Source organism: Streptomyces puniciscabiei (assembly GCF_006715785.1).
GTDB classification, from domain to species: domain Bacteria; phylum Actinomycetota; class Actinomycetes; order Streptomycetales; family Streptomycetaceae; genus Streptomyces; species Streptomyces puniciscabiei.
Window position 1 is genome coordinate 630,647 of sequence record NZ_VFNX01000002.1, and the last position, 17,217, is coordinate 647,863.

Consider the following 17,217-nt stretch of genomic DNA (forward strand, 5'->3'; position numbering starts at 1 on the left):
ATTTGCCTCATGCCCCATTTGTCCGACTATCCTGGGCGACCGTGCCCGCCCAACGAAATGCGACGAAATCCGACGGGATCCAACGGGCCGGGTGGAAAGGGGACGGACGAGGCATGCACAGGTCACCGCTGCCCGCGCTCATGGCGCGGTTCGGACGGGCCGGCGGCGCCGAGGCCGCGCGCGCCGCCGTCGCGGCGGCTCTGACCTGGCAGATCTGCGCGCGGCTGCTGCACATCTCCGCCCCGTACGCGGGCGCCGTCGCCGCCGTCCTCATCGTCGAGACGACGGTCGTGGCCACGGTCTCCGCCGCCACCCGCTACGCCGCCGGATGCCTGCTCGGCGTCCTCCTCGCCCTGCCCGGCGCGCTGTACGCCGAGCCCGGCGCGCTGTACGCCGAGCCCGGCGTGGTGGGCCTTGCGGTCGTCGTCTTCGCCTCCGCGCTGGTGGCCCGGCACGCCTTCCTCGGCCACCACGGGCTGCACGTCCCGATGACCGCCCTGATCGCCTTCGCCCTGGTCCGCGGCCGCCACCCCGACGAGCTGGCCGCCCATCTCGCGGAGATCGTGCTGGGCCTCGCCCTCGGGCCGGCCTGCAGCCTGCTGCTGTTCCCCGCCGTGCGCGTGCGCTCCGCCGAGCGGGCGCTGGAGGAGCTGCGCCTGCTGGTCGCCCGGAACCTCGACGGCCTGGCCGACGCGGTCGTACGGCACGAGCGGCCGCGGACCGTGCTCGGCCCGGCCTGGGAGGACGACCTCGGCACGGCCCTGACCCGGGCCCGGGCCTGCGTGGCCGAGGCGCACGAGAGCCTGCGCTGGAACGTCCGGCCGACGGCCCGGCGCCGCCGCTGGCACCTGGACGACCGGGTGCTGGGCACGCTGACCGACGTGGCCGGGCAGGTGACCGCGACGGGCCGGCTCCTCGACGCCCACCCCGGCGCGGCCGAGGACCCCGGTTCCGGTTCCGCCTTCGCGCAGCCGTACGCCCGCCTGCTGCGGACGACCGCCCTTCGCGCCTACTCGTGCCGGGGCGGCCGGCCGCATCCCGCCCTGCCCGCGGCACGGCACGCCCTCGCCCGGCTCGGCGCGCCCGGCTGTGATCCCCCGGAGCGGGCCGGCACCGACCAGCGCCTCCTGCGTCCCCTGGAGTCGGCCCTGACGTGCCTGTCGGCGCCCGCACCCACACCGCCCGCCCGAGCCCACCGGCTCCTCGCCCCGCTACGGCCCTCACCGAGACGATGACTTCTCACCCCACCGCACTGCACGACACCACCAACGGGCACACCGCCGAACCCGCGCGCCGGCCGCCGACGAGACGCCCGCCGGCGCCCTGGCGCCGCCGCACCGGCTCCCGCGCACTCCTTGCCGTCACCCCCGCGCTGCTGCTCGCGGTCGTCGCCCTCACCGATCTGCTCACCCCGGACTGGCTGCACGTCTCCCCCGTGATGGCCGCCGTCCCGGTACTGGCCGCCGTGCTGCTGCCGTGCCGGGCGACGGCGGCGCTCGGCTGCGCCGCGCTCGTGATCACCGCGCTGCTCCAGTGGGACGCCGGCACTTGCGGGCACCCGGACGCGGACGTCACCCTCGTCAGCCTGTTCGTGGTCGGACTGACCTCGCTGGCCGCGTGCTCCCTGCGGCAGCGCCGGGAACGGCAGCTTCACCGGGTCCGCTCCGTGGCCGAGACCGCGCAGCGCGCCCTGATGCACCCCCTTCCCCGCCGTATCGACTCGCTCGCCCTGGGCGGTGTGTATCTGCCGGCCGAGTCGGAGGCGCGCATCGGCGGCGACTTCTACGAGGCCCTGCCCACGCCCTACGGCACCCGGCTCGTGATCGGCGACGTACGGGGCAAGGGTCTCCAGGCCGTCGGCGCCTCGGCGACCCTGCTCGGCGCGTTCCGTGAACTGGCCTACCGAGAGCCGTCCTTGACCGAAGTGGCGGAGCAACTGGACGAGCGGGCACGCCGGCACATCGCCGCGCTGGACGGCACACCGGACGGCGGGAGACCCGGCGGCACCGGCACCGGTGCCCTGTTCGCGGAGCGGTTCGCGACGGCGCTCCTGGTGGAGTTCCCGCCCGGCGAGCCCGTGGCCCGCATCGTGCACTGCGGGCACCCCGAGCCGTACGTCGTCCGCTCCGGCGGGGTACGGCCGTACGAGCCGGACCGGCCCGGCGCCCCGCTCGGCCTCGGGGACCTGCTGGCGGTGCGGCCCGCGGCCCAGACCGTGCCGTTCGCGCCGGGCGACCGTCTCGTGCTGTACACCGACGGGTTCATCGAGGCCCGCGACCGGCGTGGCCGCTTCCACGACCTGGCCGCCTCGGTGCGGGCGCACGCCGGCCGGCCGCTGGAGACGCTGGTGACCGCCCTCCGCCGCGACCTCCTGCACCACGTCCACGGCGACCTCGGCGACGACGCGGCCCTGGTCGCCCTGGAACGGCTGCCGTGACAGGGGAATACCGAACACCCCGACGACCGGCGGACCGGCCGCTGCCGAACAGCAGGCCAGGACCCTCGGTGGGTACGACGTGACCCCCGCGGCCTCGGGCACCGTTGCCCGCTCGCGCGAACCCGTTGTGGTTCTGCCCGTTCCTCGCCGCCGTGGGCCTCGGCCGGCGTGCCCGGAGGCCCTCTCGGACGCGTCTCGTCCCCCGCACGGCGCAATCGGGGTGCGCCGGAGGGGCGAGCGGCCGTGACCGGTGTGAGCTTGGTGGAAGGAGTGCGCACAGGAGACCTGCGATGAGGAGGCGGCATGTCCGAGGGAACCGGCGAGGGCGCACCGGCGCGCGCCGCCGTGCTGGACGGCCGCGGTGCCGAGGTGCCGTACGGCCGGACCGCCGACGCCTTCGCACAGGTCGGTGCGGTCGCGGACGCCGTGCTCTACGAGGGATACCTGCTCTACCCGTACCGCCGGTCGTCGCCGAAGAACCAGGTCCGCTGGCAGTTCGGCGTGCTGCTGCCCCGCGACTGGGTGGAGCGGGACGGGCCGGTCACGCCGGGGCTCTCCGGCTCCGCGGACTCCTGGTACCAGCAGACCGAGTGCCTGCTGCGAGCACCGCGCGCCGACGCGGTCGTACGGGTGCGGGTGCGCTGTCTGCAGATGCAGGACAAGCAGGTCGAGGCGGTCGGCCCGGACGGACGGTACCGCCCGGTCGAGTCGTTGCGGACGCCCGACGGCACGACGCATCTGTCGTTCGCGGAGGCGGTGCCCCGGGAGACCGACCTGGTGCTGCCGCTGCGGGAGCTGCTGGACGGCGGGCGTACCGCCCGGGTGGGTGCGGACGCCGGCACGGAGGCCGAGGCTCTGCCGGGCGGGACCGGGCGGACGGTACGGCGGCGCGGGGAGGTGCGGGCCGTGACGACGGTCGTGGCCGAACCGCTCGCGCCGGAGCTGTACCGGTTGCGGGTGCGCACCGAGAACACCGGCGGGGCGACGGACCGTCAGGCCCCACGCACCGAAGCGCTGCGGCACGCGCTGCTCGCCACACACACCCTTGTCGGCGGGGACGGCCTGGAGTTCGCCTCCCTGATCGATCCGCCCGTTGGTCTGGCGCAGCACGCGCGGGGCTGCCGGAACGCGTTCACGTTCCCGGTGCTCGCCGGCCCGCCTCAGCAGGGCACGACGGGCGCCGTCCTGCTGTCCGCTCCGATCATCCTGCCGGACTGGCCCCAGGTGGCGCCGGAGAGCCCGGGCGATCTGCACGACGCGGCGGAGATCGACGAGATCCTCACCCTGCGCACGATGCTGCTGACCGACGAGGAGAAGGCGGAGGCCCGGGCCACCGATCCGCGGGCGGCGGAGATCCTCGACCGGGTCGAGAACATGCCCCCGGAGGTCTTCGCCCGGCTGCACGGCGCCATCCGGTCCCTGACCCCGGCACAGACCCGGTCCGGCGCCGAGCGGCCCGCCTGGTGGCAGGAGGGCGGCGACGACGGCCTGTCCCCGAGCACCGACACGGTGCTCGTGGACGGCGTACCCGTGGGCGGCGGCAGCCGGGTCCGGCTGCGTCCGCGCGTCCGGGGCGCCGACGCGCAGGACATGTTCCTCCACGGAAGGACCGCGCAGGTCGCCGCCGTCCGCCACGACGTGGACGGCAGCGTGCACCTGGCGGTCACCGTCGACGACGATCCGGCCGCCGAACTGCACGGCTGGTACGGCCGTTTCCACTACTTCCGGCCCGACGAGGTGGAACCGCTCGGCCACGCGGACGTGTCCGATCCGGGCCCGGTGCGATCAGCCCGGCCGCGGTCCCCGCGGCCCCCGCGTCCGGCCGAACGGCCGGAGGAGGGACGGTGCGATGGATGTCCCTGAGGCACGCCCTGGCCGCCCCCAGGCCCGGACCGCCGTGGTCCCGGCCGTCCCCTACGACCGACCCCGAGACCGGCAGCAACGGAGGCCGCAGCGATGACCACACAGAGCGGTACCACCGATGTCCGCGGCGAGCCCAGCAGGGCCGAGGCGCGGAAGGGATTCGACGAGATCACCATCCTCTGGATCTCGGAGGGCATGAGCTGCGACGGCGACACGGTGTCGCTGACCGCCGCCGGCCAGCCGTCCATCGAGGACGTCGTACTGGGCCTCATCCCGGGCCTGCCGAAGGTCAACCTCGTCAACAAGGTGCTCTCACCGAGCCTGGGCGGCGAGGACTTCCTCGCTCCGTACCGTGCCGCGGCGCGGGGCGAGCTGGAGCCGTTCATCCTCGTCATCGAGGGTTCGGTCCCGAACCAGAACATCATTCAGGGCGACGGCTACTGGACGTCGTTCGGCAACGATCCCGACACCGGCGAGCCGCAGACCCTGAACTGGTGGATCGACCAGCTCGCACCCAAGGCCTGGGCGGTGGTGGCCGCAGGGACCTGTGCCACGTTCGGCGGCATCCACGCCATGGCCGGCAACCCGACCGGCTGCATGGGCCTCGCGGACTACCTGGGCTGGGAGTTCAAGGCCCGGTCGGGGCTCCCGGTCGTCAATGTCCCCGGCTGTCCCATCCAGCCGGAGAACTTCATGGAGACCCTCGTCTGGGTCCTCCAGCACGCCGCCGGTGCCGCTCCCCCGCCGCCGCTGGACCACATGCTGCGCCCGCAGTGGCTGTTCGGGAAGACCGTGCACGAGGGCTGCGACCGGGCCGCGTACTACGAGCAGGCCGACTTCGCGAGGGACTACAACTCTCCCAAGTGCCAGGTGAAGGTGGGCTGCTGGGGTCCGGTCGTCAACTGCAACGTGCCCAAGCGCGGCTGGATGGCCGGCATCGGCGGCTGCCCCAACGTCGGCGGGATCTGCATCGGCTGCACGATGCCGAGCTTCCCCGACGCGTTCATGCCGTTCATGGACGAACCCCCGGGCGGCACGCTGTCGACCATGCTCGTCAAGCCGTACGGAGCCGTCGTCCGCCGGCTGCGCGGCCTGACCAACGACGTGGTGAACCACGAGCCCAAGTGGCGCCACAACAAACGCAAGCTGACCAGCGGTTACGACCCGCACTGGCGCGCCTGACGCCGCCCGTGCCCGTCCCGCCACCGAACCGCCCGACCCCAACAGCGAGGGGCAGTACCGCAGATGACCACGACCGAGTCCCGGCCCACGGAACGCAAACCCGCCCAGATCGTCGACATGTCCTGGGATCCGATCACCCGGATCATCGGCAACCTGGGCATCTACACGAAGATCGACTTCGCCAACCAGGAGGTCGTCGAGTGCCACAGCACCTCGTCGCTCTTCCGCGGCTATTCGGTGTTCATGAAGGGCAAGGACCCGCGTGACGCCGGTTTCATCACCTCGCGCATCTGCGGGATCTGCGGCGACAACCACACCACCTGCTCCAACTACGCCCAGCAGATGGCCTACGGCGTCAAACCGCCGAAGCTGGCCGAGCACATCACCAACCTCGGCGAGGCGGCGGAGTACATCTTCGACCACACGATCTTCCAGGACAACCTGGTCTTCGTGGACTTCTGCGAGGCCATGGTCAAGGCCACCAACCCCGGTGTCCTGGCCCGCGCCGAGCGCACCGACGCACCCCGCGGGGACGTCCACGGCTACCGGACGATCGCCGACATCATGAAGGCCTTCAACCCCTTCGAGGGCGAGGTCTACAAGGAGGCGCTGAAGGTCAGCCGGATCACCCGGGAGATGTTCTGCCTGATGGAGGGGCGGCATGTGCACCCCTCCACGATGTACCCGGGCGGCGTCGGCACGATGCCGCAGCCGAACACCTTCACCGACTACCTCAGCCGCCTGATGCGCGTCATCGACTTCATCAAGAAGGCGGTGGCGATGAACGACGACGTCTTCGACTTCTTCTACGAGGCCCTGCCCGGCTACGAGGAGGTCGGCAGGCGCCGGATCCTGCTGGGCTGCTGGGGCGCCTTCCAGAACCCGGACGTCGTCGACTACCGCTACGCGACGATGAACGAGTGGGGCCGGGCGATGTACGTCACCCCCGGCGTCATCGTGGACGGCAAGCTGGTCACCAACAACCTGATCGACATCAACCTCGGGCTGCGCATCATGCTGGGCAGCTCCTTCTACGAGGACTGGGTGAACGAGGATCCGTTCGTCACCCACGACCCGCTGGGCAACCCCGTCGACATGCGCCACCCGTGGAACCAGACCACGGTGCCGGTGCCGCAGAAGCGGGACTTCGACGGCAACTACAGCTGGGTGATGAGCCCGCGCTGGTACCACCCCGAGACCGGTGAGCACCTCGCGCTCGACACCGGAGGCGGCCCGCTGGCCCGGCTGTGGTCCACCGCGCTCAGCGGCCTGGTCGACACGCCGTACGTGAAGGCGACCGGCGGCAGCATCCGCATCACCCTGCCCAAGGGCGAGAAGCTGCCGGAGCAGACCCTGGAGTGGCGCATCCCGAAGTGGAGCAACACCCTCGAACGGGACCGCGCCCGGCCGTACTTCATCGCCTACGCCGCCGCCATGGCCCTGCAGTTCCTGGAGGAGGCCATGGGGATGCTCAGGAACGGCGACACCAAGGTGTTCGAGAACTTCGAGGTTCCGGACGAGTCGATCGGCTGCGGCTTCCACGAGGCGGTGCGCGGGGTCCTCTCCCACCACCTGGTGATCCGGGACAAGAAGATCGCCAATTACCACCCGTACCCACCGACCCCGTGGAACGCCAGCCCCCGCGACATCTACGGCACGCCCGGCCCCTACGAGGACGCCGTCCAGGGCCAGCCGATCTTCGAGGAGAACGGCCCCGACGACTTCAAGGGCGTCGACATCATGCGCACCGTGCGCAGCTTCGACCCCTGTCTGCCGTGCGGTGTCCACATGTACATGGGCAAGGGCAAGACCCTGACCACGGTGCACTCGCCCACGTACGGAGCGAACCATGGCTGACACCGCCGTACGGCTCCCCGACCCGGCGGTGGAAGCGCGGCTCGCCCGTCTCGACGAGGTGCTGGCAGGGCTGGAATCGGCACCCGGCCCGGCGCTCGAGGCGGTGCGGCTGCTGACCGAGGTCTACGGCGAGGCGCTCGCCCGCGTGCTGGACGGCGCGGACGAGCGGCTGCGCGAGCGGCTCGCCGACGACGAGCTGCTCGGGCACCTCCTGGTCCTGCACGACATCCACCCCGAGCCCGCTGAGCGCAGAGCCGCCCGCGCGGTGGAGAAGCTGCGGCCGGCGGTGCGCGAGCGCGGCGGTGACCTGGAGTGGGCCGGTGTCGACGGGCAGGTGGCGCGGGTGCGGCTGACCTCCGGCGGCGGGTGCGGATCCGGGTGCGGCGGCGGCTCGGCGGAGATCGTCGAAGCGGTCCGGGACGCGGTGCTGGCCGTCGCCCCGGAGCTGACCTCGGTGGAGACGGTGCCGGACGCCGCCGAGCGGAAGCGGGCGCCCGCGTTCGTACCGCTGAGCACGATCAGGCGCCGGACCGTGCCCGAGGAAGTGCGGTGAGGGTGGACGGCGCCCTCGCCCGGGTCATCCGCTCCGCGGCCGACCGTGCAGCGACGGGCGAGGCCGAGCTCTGCGAGCTGTGCGCCGCCCGCCTGGCCGTCGACCATGCCCACCTGTACGACACGGGCGCCGCAGAGGTGCGGTGCGCGTGCGGACCCTGCTCGGTGCTGTTCGCCGACGACGGCGCGGGCGAGGGCCGCTACCGGCTCGTGCCCCGGCGCCGGCTACGGCTGCCGCCGGTCGACACGGCGGTGCTGGGTGTCCCGGTGGGTCTGGTGTTCTTCGTGCCGCGCTCCGACGGCTCGGTCACCGCACAGGGGCCGAGCCCGGCCGGAGCCATGCGGTGGGAGGTGGACGCGGCGGCCTGGCAGCGGCTGGCCGCCACGGTTCCGCAGCTCGCCGCCATGGCACCCGACGTGGAGGCGCTGCTGGTGAACACCGTGCGGGGCCTCGACGAGCACTGGATCGTGCCGGTCGACGACTGCTACCGGATGATCGCCCTGGTCCGCCGCGAGTGGCGGGGCCTCTCCGGTGGCGGCCGGGTCTGGCCGGCCGTAGAACAGTTCTTCAGGGAGCTGACCGAGCGGTCCTGAGGACCCGGAAGGAGAACCGACATGGGCAGCATCCGAGTGGGCCGCCCCCAGGCGAAGCCCGACACGCCCAGCCACGTGCCCGGACTGCACCAGGGGAACAAGGGCCCGTACAAGCACCAGACCGGACACCACAAGGACGGCAGCTCCGACGCGCGCCGCTCCACCGGCATCCACTGGAAACGGCATGACGCCCTGGTGAAGGACATGCCGAACATCTCGCCCGGATGAGACAGCAGGAAGGGACCGCCATGAAGGTCGGTATGCGAAGAAGGACCGTACGGGCCGGGATGTCCGGACGTCGGCTGCTCGCCGCGCAGGCGGCCGTGATCGGCGGCCTCGCCATGACCCTGTTCGTCAAGGAACTCCCGGGGATTGTCCGCGAGTTGCGCATCTACCGGATGACCGGGGGCCTGCGGGCCCGCCGCCGGTACCCCTGAGCCGGCCGTGCACGAGCTGTCCATCGCGACCGCGATCGTGGAGCAGGCCGGCGAGCTCGCCCGGGCGGACGGCGCGCACGCCGTCTCGGCGGTGACCGTCCGCGTGGGCGAGCTGGCGGGCGTCGTGCCCGACGCACTGCACTTCGCCTTCGAGGTGGCCCGGGAGGGTACGGCGCTGGCCGCGGCCGAGCTGGTCGTCGAGCAGGTAACGGCGCACGCCTACTGTGCGCCGTGTGCCGAGGAGTTCGCGGTGGGCATGCCGCCGTTCTTCTGGTGCCCGCGGTGCGACCGGCCCTCGCGGGAGCTGCGCAGCGGGCGGGAACTGGAGATCACCCAGGTCGAGGCGGTCCCGGCCCCGCGCTGACGGCGGGGCCGGGCCGGGGTCCGCTCAGCAGATGCGGGGCAGCTGCTCCCCCAGCGGCAGGTCCACCACCCGGGTGCCGCCCAGACCGGTGGCGACGACCACCATGCCCGGGTGCTCCGTCACGCACTCGCCGATCAGAGCCGCTCCGGTGCCCTGCGGGTGTGCCCGCATCGCCGCCAGGACGGCCTCGGCGTGGTCCGGGGGCACGAAGGCGACCAGCCGGCCCTCGTTGGCGACGTACAGCGGGTCCAGGCCGAGGAACCCGCAGGCGTTCACGACCTCGTCCGGGACCGGGATGGCCCGCTCCCGCAGCCGCACTCCGGTGCCGGAGGCGCGGGCGATCTCGTTCAGGGACGCGCCGAGGCCGCCCCGGGTCGGGTCGCGCAGGACGTGGATGTCCCGCGTGACCGCCAGCATGGCCGCGACGAGGTCCGCCAGGGGCGCGGTGTCGGAGGCGATCTCCACACCGAACTCCAGGCCCTCGCGGACGCTCATGATGGCGACGCCGTGCAGCCCGATGGGGCCGCTGACGAGGACGGCGTCACCCGGCCGGGCGCGCTGGGGGCGGATGTCGACGCCGTCGGGGACGAGGCCGACGCCGGCGGTGGTGACGTAGACGCCGTCGCCGTGCCCCGACTCGACCACCTTCGTGTCGCCGGTGGCGACGGTGACGCCCGCGGCCTCGGCCGCCGTTCCGATGGCCTGCGCGACCCGGCTGACGACGTCCAGTGCCACGCCCTCCTCCAGCACGAAGGCGGTGGACAGGTAGGCGGGCCGGGCGCCGCTCATCGCCAGGTCGTTCACCGTGCCGTTGACGGCGAGGTCGCCGAGGCTGCCGCCGGGGAAGAACAGCGGCCGTACGACATAGGAGTCGGTGGAGAAGGCCAGCCGGGCGCCGCCCAGGTCGAGGACGGCCGAGTCGGTGAGGGCGGCCAGGGTGGGGTTGCCGTAGGCGGGGGCGAAGACCTGCTCGATCAGCTCGGCGGACAGGGCGCCGCCTCCGCCGTGGCCCATGACGACGACCGGCTGGTCGCGCAGGGGTGCGGGGCAGGTCCAGTTCGCGGGGTCGACCGCCGCTTCGGTGATCAGGTCAGCCAACGGGGTTCATCTCCGGGGTGTTCATCCGGCGGTACAGGTAGTAGGCCGCGCAGGCGCCCTCGTTGGAGACCATGGTGGCGCCGAGCGGGGTGCGGGGGGTGCAGGCCGTGCCGAAGGCCTCGCACTCGGTCGGCTTGATCAGCCCCTGCAGCACCTCCCCGGCGCGGCACACGGCGGGCTCCTCGGTGCGGATGCCGGTGACGTCGAAGCGGTGTTCGGCGTCGAAGGCACGGTAGGCGTCGGACAGCCGCCAGCCGCTGGCGGGGATGCGTCCGATGCCGCGCCAGTTGCGGTCGGTGACCTCGAAGACCTCCTCCAGCATGCGCAGGGCGGCCGGGTTGCCCTGCTCGCGCACGGCGCGCCGGTAGGCGTTCTCCACCCGGTGCTCGCCGCGCTCCAGCTGGTGGACGGCGCGGCGGATGCCCTCGAGGATGTCCAGCGGCTCGAAGCCGGTCACGACGATCGGCACCCGGTGCCGGCCGGCCAGTTCGGGGTACTCGGCGGTGCCCATGACGCTGCACACGTGTCCGGCGGCGAGGAACCCCTGCACCCGGCATTCCGGTGCCGTCATGATGGCCTCGATCGCGGGTGGCACCCGGACGTGGGAGACCAGCAGGCTGAAGTTGGCGATGCCCAGGCGGCGGGCCTGGTGGACGGCCATGGCGTTGGCCGGGGCGGTCGTCTCGAAGCCGATGGCGAAGAACACGACCTGGCGGTCGGGGTTCCTGCGGGCGAGGTCGAGGGCGTCCAGCGGTGAGTACACCACGCGTACGTCGCCTCCCTCGCCCTTGACCCGGAACAGGTCGCGGTCGGTGCCGGGCACGCGCAGCATGTCGCCGAAGGAACAGAAGATCACCTCGGGCCGGGCGGCGATCTCCAGCGCCTTGTCGATGACGTCGAGCGGTGTGACGCACACCGGGCAGCCCGGGCCGTGGATCAACTCGACTTCCTCCGGGAGGAGTTGGTCGATGCCGTGGCGGATGATGGAGTGGGTCTGACCGCCGCAGACCTCCATCAGCGCCCACGGCCGGGTGACCGTGGCGCGGATCTCGTCCAGCAGCCGGCCCGCCAGCTCCGGGTCGTTGAACTCGTCGATGTACTTCACCGGGCCTCACTCCCGTTCTCCTGCCGCGCCGCCTGCTCCCAGGCGTCCCCGAACTCCTCCTCGAGCAGCCCCAGTTGCTCGAACAGCTCCAGGGACGCCCGGGCCGACTCCTCGTCCAGGCGCTGCAGGGCGAAGCCGACGTGGACGATGACGTACTCCCCCACCCGGACGTCGGGCACGTACTCCAGGCACGCCTGTTTGCGCACTCCGCCGAAGTCGATCAGCCCGGTCAGGGGGTCGGCGCTCCGGTCGATGGACACGACCTTTCCGGGCACTGCCAGACACATGGGTCACTCCGTCCCGTGGTGGGTTGCTGTCCCGTGGTGGGTTGCTGTTCCCGCGACCATGAGCTGACCCAGCGCCAGCCCTCCGTCGTTCGGGGGTACTTCGCCGTGCCGGAGCACCGTGAAGCCGTCCCCGGCCAGCAGCGTGGTGCACTCCTCCTCCAGCAGGCCGTTGGCGAAGACGCCTCCGGTGAGGGCGACCGTGGCCACACCGGAGGCGGCGCGGGCGCGGTGGCAGATGCCGGCGACGGCCCGTGCGACACCCCGGTGGAAGCGGGCCGCGAGGACCGGGGCGGGGGTGCCGCCCAGCCGGTCCGCGAGCAGGGCCCCGAGCATGGGCGCGGGGTCGCAGGCGAGGACACCCGCACCGGTGACGCCGAAGGGGTACGCCGTCGTGTCCGCGTCCCTGGCCTCCAGCGCGGCCGCCTCCAGCTCCATCGCGGCCTGCGCCTCGTATCCCGCCCGGTGGCACACCCCCACCAGGGACGACACCGCGTCGAAGAGCCGCCCCATGCTGGACGTCGGCACGCAGGCCACCTGACGGTCCAACTGCCTTCTCAACGTGGCGAGTTCGATGTCGGTGCAGGCGGTGACGCTCGGCAGGTCCGGGGTCCACGGCAGCCCGGCCGCCCACAGGCGGGCCAGCGCCAGCCGGCAGGGGTTGGCCACGCCGGCGTCTCCGCCGGGCAGCGGTGCGGGGGTGAGGTGGGCGAAGCGCCGGTAGCCGGAGTAGTCGGCGAGGAGGATCTCGCCGCCCCACACGGTGCCGTCGTCGCCGTATCCGGTGCCGTCGAAGGCGACTCCGATCACCGGCGTGGTGCCGTCCAGGCCGTGTTCGGCCATCGCGGAGGCGATGTGGGCGTGGTGGTGCTGGACCAGCCGCAGGGAGCCGTCCGCCGGCCGGGAGGCACGCCGGCGGGCCCGGCGGGCCGAGTGGTAGCCGGGGTGCCGGTCGGCGGCGACCAGGACCGGGGTGACGCCGGTCAGCCGGGTCAGGTGCCGCTCGGCGCGCTCGGCCGCCTCCAGCGTGGCCAGCTCGCCCATGTCGCCGATGTGCGGGCCGAACCACGCCTGGTCGCCCTCGCCCAGGCACAGGACGTTCTTCAGGTCGCCGCCGACCGCGAGCACGGGCGGTACGGGCACGGGCAGCCGCACCGCGCGGGGGACGTAGCCGCGCGACCTCCTGAGGACCTGTTCGGTGCCGTCGGGGCGGACCCGCAGCAGGGAGTCGTCGCAGGGCGAGGCGATGGGCCGGTCGTGGGCGAGCCAGGCGTCGGCCAGTCCGGCGAGCCGGTCCAGGGCGTCGGCGTCGTCGGTGACGATGGGTTCGCCGGAGCGGTTGCCGCTGGTCATCACCAGCGCGCGGGGACCGGGCGGGTCGCCGGGCAGGCCGAACAGCAGCGTGTGCACCGGGGTGTAGGGCAGCATCACGCCCACGTGCGGGCTGCCCGGGCAGACCTGCCCGGCGAGGCGGAGGCCGTCCGGCGCGGTGCGCCTGCGCAGCAGGACGACGGGGCGCCGGGCGCTGGTCAGCGCGGCCCGTTCGGCGGCGGAGAGGACCGCGATCCGCTCGGCGGTGGCGAGGTCGGCGCACATCACCGCGAAGGCCTTGCCGCCGCGTTCCTTGCGGTCCCGCAGGGCGGCCACGGCCCGCTCGTCCGTGGCGTCGCAGGCGAGGTGGTAGCCGCCGACACCCTTGACGGCGAGGATCCGCCCGGCGGCCAGCAGCGCCCGCGCCGTGGCGAGGGCGTTCGCGTCCCGCGCCGGGCGGAGGCCGCCGAGGGCCGGGACCAGGGTGAGCCGGGGCCCGCAGTCGGGGCAGGCGACCGGCTGGGCGTGGAAGCGCCGGTCCGCGGGATCGCCGTACTCACGGGCGCAGGAGGAGCACATCGGGAAGCCGGCCATGGTCGTGGCCGCCCGGTCGTAGGGCATCCGGGTGGCGATGGTGAAGCGGGGGCCGCAGTGGGTGCAGGTGACGAACGGGTGCCGATGCCGGCGATCGGCCGGGTCGGCGAGTTCGCGCAGGCAGTCGGCGCAGGTCGCGGTGTCGGGCGGCAGCTGGGTGCGACCGCCGGCCCGCTCGGTGGAGCGGATGGTGAAGGGGCCGGTGTCGCCGGTGACGGGCACGTCCTCGCCGGCGAGGCCGCTCACGGTGGCCAGGGGCGGCGGCTGTTCGGCCAGCACGGCGCAGAAGCGGTCGACCTCGTCCGCGGTGCCCTCGACCTCGACGATCACGCCGTCGCCGGTGTTGCCGACGAATCCGGCGAGACCCAGGCCGGCCGCCAGCCGGTGCACGTACGGCCGGAAGCCGACTCCCTGCACGGTCCCGCGCACCGTGAGCCGACGCCGGACCAGGCCGGTCGCGGGGGCCGTCATACGGCGGGGGCGGGCGCGTGGTGGTGGCCGTGCGGATGCGGCGCGAGCGGTGGCCGGTGGAGCGTGCCGTCCCGGGCGGCCAGGGCGCGGTCCAGCAGGGTGTCGACGCCGTCTCCGGTGCGGGCACAGGACCGTACGATCTGCACGCCCGGGTTGACGCGGTGCACGTTGGCCCGGAAGGCGCTCTCGTCGAAGCCGGCCGGTTCGGCGAGGTCCGTCTTGGTGATCACGACCAGATGGGCGGAGCCGAAAGCGGTCGGGTACTTCAGCGGCTTGTCCTCGCCCTCGGTGACCGCCATCAGCACGACCCGCATGCTCTCGCCGAGGTCGTAGGCGGCCGGGCAGACGAGGTTGCCGACGTTCTCCACGAACAGCACCGAGGTGTCCGCCGGCAGCCAGCCGTCCAGCCGGGCGCGGACCTGACGGGACTCCAGGTGGCACAGCCCGTCGGTGAGCACCTGCTGGACGGGGGCGCCGGAGCGGGCCAGCCGTACCGCGTCGTTCTCGGTGGCCAGGTCGGCGGTCAGCGCGGCCACCGGCACCTCCTGCCGCACCGCGCGGGCCAGGACCCGGGCGAGGAGCTCGGTCTTGCCGCTGCCGGGGCTGGACAGCAGATTGACGACGGTCACGCCCTGCCGGGCGAGATCGGCGCGCAGTTCCGCTGCCAGGTCGTCGTTCTTCGCCAGGACGGCCTGCTTCACGTCGGACCGGCACATGGGCGCTGCTCCTTGGATGCGGCGTGGAGCCCGGGGCACGTCCCTGCGGCCCGGGCTCCACCGATCTTCCGCTCAGCCGCCCGCCGCACCGGGCAGCGCAGCCGGACGCGGGGGCCCGGATTCCACCGGGCGGCCCAACGGGGGCGCAGGTGCGCCGGGGTCGGCGAGCAGGGCCGGGATCAGCGTGTGCAGCGCGTCCACGGCCCGGCCGACGGCTTCCCGGACCGGTGTGCTGAGCCCCGGCAGGAGATCCTCGTCACCGCTGGGCAGCAGTTCGGGCTCGCAGGCCAGGACGAGCACCCGGGGCAGGGCCTCCTCGCCGAGGTGCGCGGCCAGCGCGAGGACCTTCGCCGGGTCCATGCCGTGGGCCTCGGGTACGACACCGCCGTCGGGCGGTTCGGCCTCGATCAGGGAGAGGGTCCCGGGGGGCCGGCCGCGTCGCGCCGTGTCCACGAGGACGGCGGTGTCGTACCCGTCGAGCAGGGCGTAGGCGAGGTCCATGCCGCGGATGCCGTAGTCGTGGACCCGCACCCCGGGCGGCAGCGGACGCGGGCCGAGGGCGCGGATCACCTCGGGGCCGAAGGCGTCGTCGGCGAGGAAGATGTTGCCGACGCCGGCCACCAGCAGCCGCGGCGTCACCGGACGTCCCTGGCCGGCGGGGTGAGGGGCCGGGGTGAGCCGGACGGTGTCTTGCGGACGAAGGCGGAGCGCAGGGTGTGATAGGGGGCCGTGGGGTCGAAGAAGATGGCGTGCATGCGGGCCAGTTCGGCCTCGCGGTACCCGGCGAGGGGGCGTTCGCGCCGGTCCGCGGCGCGGGCTGCCTTGGCGGCGATCCGGGCGTCCAGGAAGGGCGAGGAGGCGAGCTCGGCCGCAAGCTGCTCGACCTCGGCCGCGAAGTCGCCGGGCGCGGCCGGCACGAGCCGGTCCACGAGCCGCAGCCGCTCGGCGGACGCGGCGCTCACCGGCAGGGCCTCGGTGGTGAGGCGCCGGGCGTGGTCCGCTCCGACGCGGCGCGGCAGGGTGTAGGTCCAGAACTCCGAGCCGTACAGCCCCATGCGCCGGTAGTGCGGGTTGAGGACGACGCCGGTGCGGCACCACACCTCGTCGGCGGCGAGGGCGAGCATGGCGCCGCCGGCCGCCGCGTTGCCGGCGAGGGCGGCCACGACCAGCCGGTCGGTGGTGCGCAGTACGGCCTCGACCAGGTCGTCCATGGCGACCAGGTTGACCCACGACTCCTGGGCCGGGTCGGGGGCCGCCTCGATGACGTTCAGGTGGATTCCGTTGGAGAAGAAGTCGCGGGCCCCGCCGAGCACGAGGACCCGGGTGGGCCGGGTGAGGGCGTGCTCGTAGGCGGCGAGCAGCCGCCGGCACTGGTCGGTGCTCATCGCGCCGCCCGGGAAGGAGAAGCCCAGGAAGCCGATGTCGCCGCGCTGCCGGTAGCGGATGTCGCTCCACGTCCGCCGGCCGGACGGCAGCTCCAACGGGACGGCGGCTTCCGGGAGTTCGAGGGAGGGTTCCCAGGCGGCGAGAACGGAGGCGGCGGGGCGGCGGAAGGGCGCGGGGTCGCCGGAGTTCCTGCGGGGGCGCAGTTCCGGGATCCAGACGGCGCCGTCGCGGGTGGCCCGGCAGACGGCGCCCGCGCGCTGCGCGAGGAGTGCGCCGGGGCGGCCGCGCAGCCGGTCCTCGGGGTGACCGCCGTGCAGGAACACCTCCCGGCCGAGGAGCTCGTCCAGGACACCCGGCTGCGAGTCGGCGCCGCGGAGTTTGCGGAGAACCGTTTCGGTGTCGTCCTGCTCCCAGTCGATGCGCCGCCGCCGCTGCCGGAAGACGTCACGCCAGACCACGCTGACCGAGTCGTCGGTCTGCGGCCGGGGTTTGTAGGCACCCTCGGCGTAGCGCCGTACGGCGGTGAGGACGGCGGTGACGGCGGCGTCGGAGGCCTCGTTGCGGTACAGGTCGCTCTTGCCGACGGGCGGTACGGGGAACGGCTCGGCCGCCCAGATCGGGCCCGCGTCCATCGCCGCCTCGGCCTGCAGGACGGTCACGCCCCACTCCGGCGTGCCCTCGGCGATGGCCCAGTCGAGCGAGGACGGGCCGCGGTCACCGGGCGGACCCGGATGGACGATCAGGCAGGTGTGGTCGCGCCACACGTCCTCCGGGATGGCCGACTTCAGCATCGGCGCGACGACCAGATCCGGGCGCAGTTCGCGCAGGGCGGCCCGGACGGGGTCTTCGCCGTGCGAGGCGAGTACGACGTCCACGCGGTGCCCGAGGTCCGACAGTTCGGCGTACACGCGCTGCGTGAGGCTGTTGAACGCGCTGGCGACGAGCAAAATGTCCATGACATGGCAT

The 17,217-nt window shown here is 73.5% G+C and carries 17 protein-coding genes; 10 read left to right on the forward strand and 7 right to left on the reverse strand.

What is annotated here, in order from left to right; all coding sequences use genetic code 11:
• The first annotated feature begins 113 nt into the window (after positions 1-113).
• The 10 genes from FB563_RS33805 to hypA all read left to right on the forward strand — a co-directional run bounded on the left by FB563_RS33805 (position 114) and on the right by hypA (position 9,286).
• Complete coding sequence (locus FB563_RS33805; protein WP_055704982.1) at positions 114-1,235, forward strand: aromatic acid exporter family protein; 1,122 nt, start codon at positions 114-116, stop codon at positions 1,233-1,235.
• Positions 1,232-2,437 carry a PP2C family protein-serine/threonine phosphatase gene (locus tag FB563_RS33810; protein WP_055704983.1) on the forward strand — a complete coding sequence of 402 codons (1,206 nt, stop codon included), beginning with the start codon at positions 1,232-1,234 and terminating at the stop codon, positions 2,435-2,437. Before FB563_RS33805 ends, FB563_RS33810 begins: the two co-directional genes overlap by 4 nt.
• Positions 2,438-2,740: 303 nt before the next feature.
• Positions 2,741-4,300: a hypothetical protein gene (locus tag FB563_RS33815; protein WP_234357630.1), complete on the forward strand. Its 1,560-nt coding sequence runs from the start codon at positions 2,741-2,743 to the stop codon at positions 4,298-4,300.
• 93 nt (positions 4,301-4,393) lie between these two features.
• On the forward strand, positions 4,394-5,482 hold the full coding sequence (locus tag FB563_RS33820; RefSeq protein ID WP_055704984.1) for an NADH-quinone oxidoreductase subunit B family protein: 1,089 nt from the start codon (positions 4,394-4,396) through the stop codon (positions 5,480-5,482).
• Positions 5,483-5,545: 63 nt separating this feature from the next.
• Positions 5,546-7,339 carry a nickel-dependent hydrogenase large subunit gene (locus tag FB563_RS33825; RefSeq protein WP_055704985.1) on the forward strand — a complete coding sequence of 598 codons (1,794 nt, stop codon included), beginning with the start codon at positions 5,546-5,548 and terminating at the stop codon, positions 7,337-7,339.
• Complete coding sequence (locus FB563_RS33830) at positions 7,332-7,892, forward strand: NifU family protein (protein WP_055704986.1); 561 nt, start codon at positions 7,332-7,334, stop codon at positions 7,890-7,892. Before FB563_RS33825 ends, FB563_RS33830 begins: the two co-directional genes overlap by 8 nt.
• The gene (locus FB563_RS33835) at positions 7,889-8,485 is read left to right on the forward strand and encodes a DUF5947 family protein (protein ID WP_055704987.1); all 597 of its coding nucleotides are present in this window, start codon (positions 7,889-7,891) and stop codon (positions 8,483-8,485) included. The genes FB563_RS33830 and FB563_RS33835 overlap by 4 nt, the downstream gene beginning before the upstream one ends.
• 21 nt (positions 8,486-8,506) lie before the next feature.
• Positions 8,507-8,713, forward strand: a complete 207-nt coding sequence (locus FB563_RS33840) for a hypothetical protein (RefSeq protein ID WP_055704988.1) — start codon at positions 8,507-8,509, stop codon at positions 8,711-8,713.
• A 32-nt stretch (positions 8,714-8,745) separates the two neighbouring features.
• Positions 8,746-8,922 (forward strand): hypothetical protein, encoded by a 177-nt coding sequence (locus FB563_RS43275; RefSeq protein WP_167528535.1) that lies wholly within the window; start codon positions 8,746-8,748, stop codon positions 8,920-8,922.
• Between the two features lie 7 nt (positions 8,923-8,929).
• Positions 8,930-9,286, forward strand: coding sequence for a hydrogenase maturation nickel metallochaperone HypA (hypA, locus tag FB563_RS33845; RefSeq protein WP_055704989.1), 357 nt, complete (start codon positions 8,930-8,932; stop codon positions 9,284-9,286).
• Between the two features lie 24 nt (positions 9,287-9,310).
• Here hypA and hypE read toward each other — a convergent pair whose 3' ends face one another.
• The 7 genes from hypE to FB563_RS33880 all read right to left on the reverse strand — a co-directional run bounded on the left by hypE (position 9,311) and on the right by FB563_RS33880 (position 17,207).
• Complete coding sequence (gene hypE, locus FB563_RS33850) at positions 9,311-10,384, reverse strand: hydrogenase expression/formation protein HypE (protein ID WP_055704990.1); 1,074 nt, start codon at positions 10,382-10,384, stop codon at positions 9,311-9,313.
• Positions 10,377-11,489, reverse strand: a complete 1,113-nt coding sequence (hypD, locus tag FB563_RS33855) for a hydrogenase formation protein HypD (protein ID WP_055704991.1) — start codon at positions 11,487-11,489, stop codon at positions 10,377-10,379. Before hypD ends, hypE begins: the two co-directional genes overlap by 8 nt.
• On the reverse strand, positions 11,486-11,776 hold the full coding sequence (locus FB563_RS33860; protein WP_055704992.1) for a HypC/HybG/HupF family hydrogenase formation chaperone: 291 nt from the start codon (positions 11,774-11,776) through the stop codon (positions 11,486-11,488). Before FB563_RS33860 ends, hypD begins: the two co-directional genes overlap by 4 nt.
• A 3-nt stretch (positions 11,777-11,779) precedes the next feature.
• Positions 11,780-14,149, reverse strand: coding sequence for a carbamoyltransferase HypF (hypF, locus tag FB563_RS33865; RefSeq protein WP_055704993.1), 2,370 nt, complete (start codon positions 14,147-14,149; stop codon positions 11,780-11,782).
• Positions 14,146-14,865, reverse strand: coding sequence for a hydrogenase nickel incorporation protein HypB (hypB, locus tag FB563_RS33870; RefSeq protein WP_055704994.1), 720 nt, complete (start codon positions 14,863-14,865; stop codon positions 14,146-14,148). The genes hypF and hypB overlap by 4 nt, the downstream gene beginning before the upstream one ends.
• A 72-nt stretch (positions 14,866-14,937) precedes the next feature.
• A complete protein-coding gene (locus FB563_RS33875; protein ID WP_055704995.1) occupies positions 14,938-15,504 on the reverse strand; it encodes a hydrogenase maturation protease in 567 nt (188 codons plus the stop codon).
• A complete protein-coding gene (locus FB563_RS33880; protein WP_055704996.1) occupies positions 15,501-17,207 on the reverse strand; it encodes a hydrogenase maturation protein in 1,707 nt (568 codons plus the stop codon). The genes FB563_RS33875 and FB563_RS33880 overlap by 4 nt, the downstream gene beginning before the upstream one ends.
• Positions 17,208-17,217: the final 10 nt, after the last annotated feature.